The 11,639-nt window shown below is 44.2% G+C and carries 7 protein-coding genes and 3 pseudogenes; 1 reads left to right on the top strand and 9 read right to left on the bottom strand.

Annotated features, from left to right (window positions below; genetic code table 11):
• The first annotated feature begins 710 nt into the window (after positions 1–710).
• On the top strand, positions 711–2,084 hold the full coding sequence (locus tag V7O66_RS11100; protein ID WP_406660378.1) for a monomethylamine:corrinoid methyltransferase: 1,374 nt from the start codon (positions 711–713) through the stop codon (positions 2,082–2,084).
• A gap of 358 nt (positions 2,085–2,442) precedes the next feature.
• On the opposite strand, the pseudogene V7O66_RS11095 reads toward V7O66_RS11100, so the two are convergent.
• The 9 genes and pseudogenes from V7O66_RS11095 to mttB form a co-directional block, all read right to left on the bottom strand.
• Positions 2,443–3,819 (bottom strand): annotated as a pseudogene (locus V7O66_RS11095) (monomethylamine:corrinoid methyltransferase).
• A gap of 13 nt (positions 3,820–3,832) precedes the next feature.
• Positions 3,833–4,483: a methyltransferase cognate corrinoid protein gene (locus tag V7O66_RS11090; protein WP_406660377.1), complete on the bottom strand. Its 651-nt coding sequence runs from the start codon at positions 4,481–4,483 to the stop codon at positions 3,833–3,835.
• 135 nt (positions 4,484–4,618) lie between these two features.
• Positions 4,619–6,022 (bottom strand): annotated as a pseudogene (gene mtbB, locus V7O66_RS11085) ([dimethylamine--corrinoid protein] Co-methyltransferase).
• Positions 6,023–6,032: 10 nt separating this feature from the next.
• Positions 6,033–6,677 carry a dimethylamine corrinoid protein MtbC gene (gene mtbC / locus V7O66_RS11080; RefSeq protein ID WP_406660376.1) on the bottom strand — a complete coding sequence of 215 codons (645 nt, stop codon included), beginning with the start codon at positions 6,675–6,677 and terminating at the stop codon, positions 6,033–6,035.
• A 341-nt stretch (positions 6,678–7,018) separates the two neighbouring features.
• Complete coding sequence (locus tag V7O66_RS11075) at positions 7,019–7,168, bottom strand: hypothetical protein (RefSeq protein ID WP_406660375.1); 150 nt, start codon at positions 7,166–7,168, stop codon at positions 7,019–7,021.
• Between the two features lie 12 nt (positions 7,169–7,180).
• Complete coding sequence (locus tag V7O66_RS11070; RefSeq protein WP_406660374.1) at positions 7,181–7,474, bottom strand: hypothetical protein; 294 nt, start codon at positions 7,472–7,474, stop codon at positions 7,181–7,183.
• 1 nt (position 7,475) lies between these two features.
• A complete protein-coding gene (locus V7O66_RS11065) occupies positions 7,476–8,522 on the bottom strand; it encodes a DMT family transporter (RefSeq protein WP_406660373.1) in 1,047 nt (348 codons plus the stop codon).
• 365 nt (positions 8,523–8,887) lie between these two features.
• Complete coding sequence (locus V7O66_RS11060; protein WP_406660372.1) at positions 8,888–9,535, bottom strand: methyltransferase cognate corrinoid protein; 648 nt, start codon at positions 9,533–9,535, stop codon at positions 8,888–8,890.
• Positions 9,536–9,553: 18 nt separating this feature from the next.
• A pseudogene (mttB, locus tag V7O66_RS11055) lies at positions 9,554–11,044 on the bottom strand ([trimethylamine--corrinoid protein] Co-methyltransferase).
• Positions 11,045–11,639 lie beyond the last annotated feature (595 nt).

Here is an 11,639-nt window from a genome sequence, read left to right as displayed (position 1 = left end):
CTCCAATGATCTATAAGCGAAGGACATTTCATAAGTATATATATTTTGTGTCCAGTGTGTAGATACGTATATATAGTAAAACAGATATGGAGCGTCCCGTAACATTGAAATACTAGAAAAATCGCACATTGCGATCCAGATAATAAAACATACATATAAAATACAAAATAAGTTGATAGAACACGATATTTCCAAGTAATTTGTAAATAATCCACACTCAAAATTAGCTTTTCATATAAAAATAATTTGACATTATCGTAAAATGACCTGTGAATAAAATAAAAACAGACTGAGCACAAAATATAAATACTAAAATCTGTGCCCGTTTAATAGAAAACTAAAAAATTAGAATCAAAAAAGATCCCATCAAACAACTTAATAGAAGGTTTGTTCATTATTTTAGTTACTTATCATAATTACTTAGTATACATATGAGTAAAATTGAAGACGACTGATTCGAACTGAAATTAAATGCTATAAGTAATTTGTTGAGAAAAATAATGAACTATTGCCCCTTTATAGTAAAAAAAGATATACTTAGAATGTTTGCAAAAAAGTAACTTTTAAAAAATAGCGCACTTCACAAAAACTATATATATAGATAATAAAACATCTCTAACACATACACAATAAGAGATATTGATAATAAGAGAACATATTTCAATATACAAGAAAGACAGCAAATATAATCTTATCTCCGGGGGGATAACATGCAAAACATGTACAAGTACCTCAAGAATGCAATTGAGGGAGAGAAAAAAACGGAAAAACAGCATGACCTTCAGGTTTTTAAAAAATCAGAACAACTTGCTCTGAAATACGGTATCAAGTACGATGGAAAGAGCTTCGTACCCAATGACCTGGAAATGGCGGATGCTACCTTTGAAGCAGGCATAGAGCTTCTACATTCTATGGGAATATACTGCAGGAGCACCGAGAGGGTCATAAACATAGACGAAGAAGACATATTGAAGGCCCTCAATGTAACTAATCCCCTTGTTATCGGAAGGCTGAAGGAAAGGGTGGTAGTGAACCATAGGTACCCCCTGTCATCCATTCCTCCTGTGATCATTGGCGGACCCATGGGTGGAAGTATATCTGAGGAAAACTTCCTTTACGTTAACCTGAGCGCTGCCATGGAAAGCGTGGTGCAGGGAATCTATAGCGGTGCCATGAAAAATTTCTGCGGAGAGTACATCAAACCAAAGAGTCCTCTGGAAATGATGGCTGTCCTGAAGGCTGCAAGGAACGAAAGACTTGCAACGAAGATCGCAGGAAGAGAGGGGCTTGCATTGATGGGACCCAGCACACCAACCCTTTCTATCTCTTATGTACTTGTATCATCCGAAGACCTATACTCAACTGCCGACCCCCAGGAAGTCTACATGGATGACCTGAAGATTGATTACGACACTCTAGCAAAGTGTATCTATCACCAGGAACACGGAAACCACTTCATTTCCGGACAGGTCCCCGTGTTTGGAGGACCCTGTATCGGTTCCCCCGAAGGCCTGGCAATAATCGATGTGGCAGAAACACTCCAGTCAAAAGTACTTGCCCATTCAAGCATACATGCCTCGGGAGCGGTGCATGTGGATACAGGCTCATCTTCAGTGAAGGAGATCATGTGGGCCTCCAATCTGTCATCACTTGCTGTGTCCAGGAATATGAACTATTATACTGCAAGATATTACTGGAACGCTGCAGGCATATGCACCGAGATGATGTTCTATGAGACAGCTGCCCAGGCCATCGGAGATACCGTATGTGGAAGGGATATATTATTGGGACCCGTGGGAGCAAAGGGAGGTGTTGACGACCACTCATCGGGACTTGAGTCCAGATTCATGGGTGAGATCGCACAGGTGGCAGCACAACTGACACTGGAAGAAGCCAACATACTCATTAGAAAGATCTACTCCAAGTATAAAGATAAACTCAACAACCCTCCGAAAGGAAAGCCCTTTGACAAATGCTACAGGATACGCTCCGAATACGACCTGGAGCCCACCGAGGAATACCTTTCCATCTATAGAAGAGTCTTTTATGAGATACTGGGCCATTTCCCCGGGGAACCGATTTAACCTGATCGTTAATGGCCCTTATTCTTATTTTTTTATAAGACCGTAATTTTTGTTCCACATTCAAACCTGTTCTTCAAACATAGAAATAGTCTCACGAATCTGGAATGAGATATTCCCGGGAAAGAAACTAAAGAACGGCATCATGGAATCATTCGGCTTCATCAAAACTTAGATGGACCTGAAAATATATTTTCTGAATATAGTTCCTATATTATAGTGCGATCTTTTCTGTTGATCTAAAATAGCTGTCAAGGAATGGGTGAAAAGCTATACTATACTGCCAAAAAAGGAAAATTGCCAGCGGTGGCTGATAAGCCGCTGGCATGTATGGACGTGTTAAATCAGTTTAGCACAGATCTTAGAATACAAGTCCGAGCTCTTCGAGCTTCTTGCGTGCACCTGCGTAGATCTCGACATATTCGTCAGTTGGTGTTACGGTAGCAACATCGTAACATTCCTGGAATGTCTTGCCCTCTGGTGCTGTTGCATAGTCTTTCTCGTAGAGTGGAATGAGCTTGTGGAGGATAGCATTGACTTCTGAGATATCCATACCTGCAGTTGCTCTTGCGACCTCTCCCATCATCCTGGCTTCCATACCTGTGGTCTTGTCCTGGACTACACCCTTTGCGGCAGCTACACCGGATTGGATCTCACGACCGGATGCTGTGTCGGTCATGGACTGGGCGGATAGTTCAAGCAGACACATCTCGGTACATGGTCCTGCACATGGGTAGTACTGGTTACCTGAGAGGATATCAGTGAACTCGGAGATGGTTGCACATGTCCATCCTGCTATCTGGAGGGTTTCACGGGTGTTTGTGGATCCCCAGCGGATGTGGACCGGACCATCAAGGTGCCAGCTTGCGTTGCTCATTACAAATGCATTGATGTGGGTTGCGATATCAACGATAGCAGTCTCTTCTATACCGCCGGCATAGCCACCAAAGATAGGCATCTGCTCATCCATGATAATGTCACTGTTACCCTGATAGTGGGCCATTACACAAATTGCCTCAAGGTCAATCTTAAGCTCATTGAGCTGGGATACCTCGTGACTGTCGCTGCTGACCTGGCCACCGGCGCAGTCAGAAGCCATATTTCCCTGAGCGGACAGGGAAGTCTCAGGTCCCTATATGCCCATTCCAGGCCTTCCGGCCATTGCAGCTGCCTGTTTGATAAGTCTTGTTTCGGTCTTGGCAGCAAGTATCTCATAAGGGCTCTTTGGAATTGGTGGCTTTCCACGAACAGTCATCATGACACCATTAACTATGGTGTTGACTTCCTTTTCCAGTGCGTAGCTCATGTGGATAGGCATGAACATCTCTTCAGAGATAGGGGAACCTGTTGGACCACCCTGGGTGATAGGCTTTCTCTTGTCACCTACACTTCTCTTCTTGACATTGACAGCGTCTCGTCCTGTACCCAGTGTGAATTCCTTCTGGACATTGTTGAGGGCGTCCCAGATCTCGTCCTCTGTGTATTTTACAATACGACTTGTGTCAGTACAGTAGATACCACATTCCAGAAGCATCTCGAAACCTGCTTTGAACAGGTTTTCCATCATGTCCTTGTCGGTTGGAACAAATTCGTCCTTGAAATCAAGGCCGTACTTCTGTTTGAGCTCCATTGTTTTCATTGGAATGGTCATGAGATCCCAGTCATCCTGACTCATCTTCGCGCCCTTCTTTGCACGGTCATAGAACTCAAAACAATTCATTGATCTTGAATATGCCATATTATATTCCTCCTCAGCTCATTAATTCAAGGGCTACACGGGATGCATCTGCTGCATTCTCTGCTGTTGCATCTGCTCCGATCTCATCGATCCAGCCCTGGGATACAGGTGCTCCACCGAACATGATCTTTACAGCGTCTCTGAGACCTTCTTCTTTGAGCATCTCTACTGTGTCTTTCTGACCAAGCATGGAGGTTGTCATGAGTGCTGAACCCACAAGGACCATCTTCTGACCCTTGAGTTTCACAACTTCATCGAGGATCTTGTCGTTTGATACGTCAACTCCGAGGTCGACGATCTTAAAGCCGTTTGCACCAAGCATTGTTGATACGAGACGGTGGCCTATGTCGTGAATGTCGCCTTCCTGAACGAAAGTGATTGCAGTACCTACGCCTTCTCCTGGCTTCTCTTCTGCAAGCAAAGGAGTGAGGAGTTCCATTGCAGCGTTCATGGCCTTTGCGGACATCATGATCTGTGGGAGGAAAATTACTGCTTCTTCAAATTTCTCACCAACGATCTTCATACCTACGGAAAGACCGTCATTGATAGCATCGAATGCTGAGATCCCAGCATCCAGAGCTTCCTGTGTGGCTGCAGCACAGCCGGCAATATCCTGAGTTACAATTGTATCTCTGAGTTTGTCTAAGATTTCCTGATTGGACATATTATGTCTCCTTTGTTATAGTAATAGGCTAACGGTATCTTGTTACCGATATCATATTATTTATGTTTTTCTATAAGTTAGGCAGGGAAAAGAAGAGGCCCACACTGCAGGCCTGCACTCTCCCCACCACATAAATTAAGCGATCTGCCTTCTGAAAGCCTCACAACTGTTGATCTTGATATCCAACAGTTTCTCGATGTTCATCTTTGCTGCAATACCCTTAGGTGCTCCTGCAACTGATGTTATGACACCGATACCGAGTTCTTCCCTCAGCTCCCTCATGACATACTCGTCACTGAGGTCCATTGTGGAAACGCCGAGCTTCTTTGCGACGTAATCCTTTGCTTCTCCAATTCTCATGCTCTTTGAGAATTCCATCCTTGCAACAAGGTCACCTGCTGCTCTGATCCCGCTCATTCCGGAAGTCATTATGTGAGTGATCGGCATACCCATCGGGTCGCCGACCCCTACCTATATTCCATCCACGCCAGCAATTTCAACCATCGCCTTGCTAGCTCTTGATACAGCATCAATTGTTGGAGTCTCAAGCATTGGGATACCGCCTACACCCATTCCCATGTTCACATGACATGGAATGGTTGAAGCACCGACAGCTGCCTTGATAAAGGTAACAGCTCTTCCAAGGTTCCAGGCGAAACTCTTGCTTGTATTAGTGTTGACAACAGGACCGAATACATTGGAACCTGCCTTTGCAGCAAGAGGAGCCTGCTGGTGTGGCCAGAGTCCTGCAAGTACGGTACCATCGTACTCCATCTCACCATGCAGACCGAGCATAAGTTCTCCTGCCATTCCGGTTTCGATGTATATGTGAGGGAACTCTTTTCTAAGAGCCTCTATAGCGTGCAGTGAAGCGAACATGTCACCGTCACCAGCTGCGCCTATTGTATCGAAGTTGATACCATCAGCACCTGCAGCCATCATTCTCTGCATGATCCAGACGATATCTCTTGTAAGATGTTCTGCTGCGCCTTCCATTGCTTCCTGTGCTTCCTTGATCTTAAAGGACTTCATGAGGTCGCCAGGATTTGGGAAAGGACCATCAGGTGTATAGTAAAGACCCATGTTTGGCATTGCACCGTAGAGCAGAGGAACGATCATGTTCTGCTGACAGACTTCCATTGCCTGCTGCTCCTGTGAGATTATAGGCTTGACAGGTTTGTAACTGTAGTCGATGTGACCCAGTTCCATGGTATCAGCACCAAATGCTCTCTCGTGCATCATCATACCAACGAGTCTGCTGGCAGGAATTCCCACACCACTGTTACCCTGGTCACCATCTATCCTGATGGTGCTGATGTCGTGTGTTACAGGAACTTCCATTCCAGGCTCCACACCAACCATCCTTGAAGGCATCATGATGATCTCTGCAAGCTTGTCCAGTTCGTCACCGGTCAGGTCAGGGATCTCTCCAAGATCTGCAGCGTCTGCCATACCTTCTTTCATGTCAGCAAGGATCTGATCCTTTGTCATGAAGATGCGCTTTCCATCTCCCATTCTCAATGCATATTCTGATGTCATTGTTATCACCTTACAGAAGGAGTTCCTTTGCTCTTGCAACAGCCTCGCTTGCATTTTCTGCATAGCAGTCTGCGCCTATCTTCTCAGCCCATGCCTGGGTTACAGGTGCGCCACCGACCATGACCTTTACCTTGTCACGAAGACCCTGTTCCTTGAGCATCTCGACGATCTGTTTCTGGCCTGTCATTGTTGTTGTCATGAGTGCTGACATACCGACCATATTAGCATTGGTTTCCTTGATCTTGTCAATGAAGTTCTGCAGTGGAACATCTCTGCCAATGTCATGGACCTCGAAACCTGAGGATTGGAGCATGGTGGATACGATGGATTTACCGATGTCATGGACATCTCCCTCAACTGTACCGTTCACTATTACACCAAGCTTCTTGCTAGGAGCATCTGTTGATATATCGCCTTCAAGCAACTTGACACCAGCTTCCATTGCACCGGATGCCATCATCACGTGGGGAAGGAATAACTTACCTCTTTCGAACATTATTCCTACTTCATTCATTCCTGCTGCAAGACCTTTTTCAATGATCTCAGCAGGTGCAATACCTTCGCTCTTTGCCTTTTCAACAGCTGCTAAAACAGCGTCCTGTTTGCAGGATACGATGGCATCTGAAAGTTCTTTGAACATTTCTTCTTTGCTCATTTATACACCTCATTAATTTTTGATAATCGAATCGTTTTTTTTGAAATCCTGCCCCATTGTGAAATGAATTCCAGAGACAAATATAGCATTACATTACGACACATATATAAGTTGCCTTTGGCACAGGTATATAAACATTACCCATGGGCACCTGTTGCATCTAGTATATATATTTTTCCCGTATAGTGCTATTTGAATTTTGGAACGCAAAGCAGGAATATAAATTGGAAATGACGCAGGCACCAATATCATATACAGGGCCCTTGGGTCCTGTACAGACTAATGTGCCTCCGTCCAAATTTCTGCTTTAACCCTGGATGTTTATCCTTTCAAGTTCCTCCTTAGAACTCAGAGACGAAGGTTCTCGCCTGCCAAAGTGCAAGTAGGGCAATGATCAGAATCACTACCATCCACAGTACATTTGCAGCGGGCAAAGGTGAGTTTGCCCAGTAAGCATTGTAAGCATCCATTGCAACTTGTGTTTGTACCATTTAATCCCTCCATTAGACATACACCAAACAGGCATCTGCTGCCCTTACTTTTCCGAAATCTGTAATGACATACTTATGCAGAAGGAAGCCTTTCTTGTACATCCCGGTGTCATCAACCTTGACCTCGACATCCTTGAGCATACCTCCTGAAGCCAGCTCAATGATATCGAAATTAATGGAATCTCTCTGGAAATTACCTTTCAAACCGTACTCCTTCTGTATCTGCTGTACGATCTCGTAATTCCACTTGCCTCCTTCGACGTTACATAGTTCAAGTATCCTGAACTTTATCGGACGATTAGCCATTTTAATCACCTCTCAATGTTTCAAGCTCGCCTGTCTCCTCAGAGAACATCACAGAACTGCCTATCAGACAGAAAGCGCCACCGACCAGGATGGTCCAGGAAGGCACATCTCCGAAGAAGAGGAAGATGAATATCACTGCGAAGAGACCGTAGAGGTTTCCTATTCCCTGACCTCTGCCAACCCCTATCAATGGGAAGGACTTGTACCAGGTAACATAACAGAAACCAAAAGTGATACCCGCAAATACCATGACCAGAATCGTAAGTGGCTCAAATGCAAGTGCTGCGAACTTGACCATTGGGAATCCAACGATCGCGAGGATAGGAACTATGATGATCCACCAGATGATGTTCTCACCAAGGAACCTCAGTGTCAGACCTACATCAGGTTCTGCAATGTCAAGACCCTTACCTGCAATAGCTCCTTCAATACCCCAGCCTGCTGCTGCCATGAGTCCACCGAGGTAACCGATCCATGCAACATTTCCGCTACCGATCTCGCTGAGGACACCGCCACCGAAAATGGTGAGACCACCAAGAATGATGAAAGCAATACCAGCGAAAGCACGCCTGGATATCTTCTCACCATACCATTTTTGGGCGAGGATAGAACCGACAACAGGATACATGAGAGCTGCCACAGCCGCAAATGCACCTCCAACGAATCCTATGGCAATGAAAGATCCCAATATAGCCATTGGGCCACCGAATATAGAAGCTAGGAAGAACCACTTTGAACATGGATGGAATTCCTTGATAGTTCGCTTCATTTCACCGAACTTACCCAAAGTACCATTCCAGACCATAAGGGCCAGCATCACAGTAAGTGCATTGAATGCCGTTATAAGTACAGCTGTTACGATCAAAGAGACACCGTCACCACTTGTTGCAGCGATCTCACCATACATTTCATCAAAAGGATTAAGTACCCATACTACTGTACCAGGGAGATACCACAAACCCCAGAGAATAGCACAGAAGAGGGCCCACATGAAACCCTTCTTCACTCTTTTTTGATGTTCTTGTTTCTTTAATGATTGCAAATCCACATTAATACCTCCTTTATTGAACACGTTCCCATTTGAATGATATTAGATTCATACTGTATCCGGAAGTATCTCCGGATGGGGAGGGGATACTCAAAAAAGATGATTCAATGCCAACCTTGTCATGGACAGATCCTATTGGAAATAGGGATTCAATATAAGAGTGAATTGATTTTGTTAAAACAAACATAATGGACCCTTCTGACAATCATCATCATCTTCTTTCAAGGCACATTAAAATATTAAGGGAGAAGCAATAACTGCCACATTCCCAAAAGCACCTTTTATAAGGAAGAACTTTTTACACCGAACATAACAGAAACAGGATATGGCCAGGCCATATCCTTATCACTGTATCACTTCTGGGATCAGAAGAGGGCATTGAGCTTGCTTACAACATCACCGGCATTCTCGCCATAGATGTCTGCGCCGATATTGTCAGCCCAGTCCTGTGTTACAGGTGCGCCACCGACCATGGTCTTGATGCCATCGCGGATACCTGCTTCCTTGAGCTGCTCTTCGATCTGGATCTGGTTGACCATTGTTGTTGTCATCAAAGCTGATGTACCGACTACCTGAGCACCTACTTCCTTTGCCTTTGCGACAAAGTCCTTGATAGGTACGTCTCTTCCAAGATCGAATACCTGGAAACCAGCTATCTTGAGCATGGTTGCAACGATATCCTTTCCTATGGAGTGGATGTCACCTTCAATTGTACCGATGACTACCTTACCCTTGCCTTCGGATCCGCCGCCTAATTTCTCTAATGCAGGTCCAAGAACTTCCACACCTGCACTCATTGCCTCTGATGCTGCAATAACGTGTGGAAGGAAAAGAGTTCCTGCCTCAAACTGAGCTCCTACATCGGTCATAGCTGCAGTAAAACCATCCTCAATAAGATCTACAGGACTTATTCCTGCATCAAGGGCTTCCTGAGCAATTTCTGCAGCCAGTTCTGGATCAAAATCTAAGATAGCTGCTTTTGCGTTTGCGATAATTTCTTCTTTAGTTGCCATTTTTTTAACCTCCTTAGATTATGCTCCGGCCTTGAAAACTTCATCAGCCTTTGCTACAACTGCCTTCATATCTTTCAGCAGATCTGCGTCTATTGGTGCTACTTCGTGGTTCTTCATGATGTCAACGACTTTCTCATGAGCAACCGTTGCGATATCCTTTGAGCCAGCAGCTTCCCAGTCACCAAACATTAATCTGTCAATCAGCATTGGGCTGGATGGAAGATTGATGTTCTTTCTGGTTGTCTTGTGTGCAAGGAAGTTGTTACCGATACCTACCTGAGCTATAGCGTCAACTGCCAGGGTTTCTTCATTTACAGGAATTCCGCTCATTGCCTTCTTTGTCATTGATATCATATCATTATCAAGGACAAGCTGTTCAAGTGAGAATGTCATACCGAGTTCAAGCATACCTGCACCGTAAAGGGTGTTTGCACCAGCAAATGCGGGGAGAATTGTAGTTATTGTTTTCTCATGGCCAGCCTGGCCATCAGGTATCTTGGCATCAGCCTACGAACCAGCCACGAAGGTGGGGAGGCCATAAAACTGTCCAAGTTTTGCAACGGATGCACTGATCATTCCAAGTTCAGGGGAACCTACAGGTGCAGTACCTTTCTTAAGATCGAAAGTTGTTGTAGAACTACCGTACCATACTGGTGCACCTGGCTGTGTCAGCTGTGCGAGTACGATACCGGAGAGAACTTCAGCATTGTGTGTAACGAGAGTACCTGCAAGGTGAACTGGTGATGAACCGCCAGCCATTGCCATACTGAGTACGTTAATAGGTGTACCGAATTTTGCGCCCTTCATGATGACCTGACAAGTATTGTCACCAAGTTCCAGTGGACTTGTTGGGCATGTAAGTGTTGAGAAAAGAGCTTTCTTTGCTGCTTCCTCAGCATCTCCGCCATAGTACGCTGTAGCTATCTGCTGATAGAATTCAACGTTCTCACCTACAGGGTCGATGTGGTGGAAGTGCTTTGTAGTGTTCATTAATGGAGTGAGGGTCTCGTGGACATCCTGTGCACCCTTTCCTGCCCAGTCCCTTGCGGAAACTGCGAGTGAATAGTAGTCGATGTTCTCTGCCCAGTCACAAAGTTTTGCTGTGTCTGCGAGATCCTTTTCTGTGGAGTCAACAGTTACGTATTTACCAGGTGCCTGGTAATTGCACATCTTGACACCTGTACCGAAACAGGTCCAGTGTACCTTTCCTTTGTGTTCCATCTTGACCGTGTTCTTCTTGTCACGGCCCCAAAGCTTGAACTTGGAAGGACAGTCCATCAGTGCCCTGTTCACAACAAATTCAGGGATCTTTACTATCTGTGTTTTCTCATCTACTAAACAGCCACCTTCTTTGAAGATAGCTCTTGCTGCAGGATCAGATACCTGGATACCAGTATCCATGAAAACATCCATTGTAGCATAGTGAAGTGCTCTCAGATCATCCTCTGAGAATAACTCCAGACTTACGCCGTCCAATGGGGTTCTGCCGGGAAATAGTCTGTTTGCCATTTTATTGACCTCCAATTTATGAATATTTAATGTCCTTCGCAACATTGCTCGAATGTTCCGGGAGGTTACATGCTCTTGAGCATTTTCTCCTACAAAAGCCTATATTATCCAAGTATATAAGCTTTGCTACAATATATAGTATATATATTTTGCTATTGAGCGGCTTTTTCTTGTAGTATATAAATATGCCTATTTAAAATTTGTAAAAAAATAAAATAAAGTCATTAGAGCACGATTTTTTTCAAACAAATTTAATTTGTTTTAACACAAGTTGGTTTGCGTTCGTTTTTGCTTAAGTAATTTTCGGTTTGGTTTTGCGAAAATTAACATATATAAGCATTACTGTTAAATTCAAAATTACCATCTTTTCAGGGGCAAGCGGCACAGTTAAAACATTTCAAACAAAATTACATTTGATTAATATAATTACACTGTGGCCTGCGCACGAAACACCCAAGCAGCACAAAAATGAATGAATTAACAGATTTTATTTGAAAATTCAATTTACTGGCACGATACGGACGATAGCGATTATGTTAGTATTTATAGTTTTCGTAACCATTATATCAAGATGCTTTTCTAAAATGAATAAAAC

The organism is Methanolobus sp. ZRKC3, assembly GCF_045291275.1.
In the GTDB taxonomy this organism is placed as follows: Archaea; Halobacteriota; Methanosarcinia; order Methanosarcinales; family Methanosarcinaceae; genus Methanolobus.
Note: the sequence above shows the minus strand (reverse complement) of the source record. Positions and strands in the feature narration are given on the sequence as shown.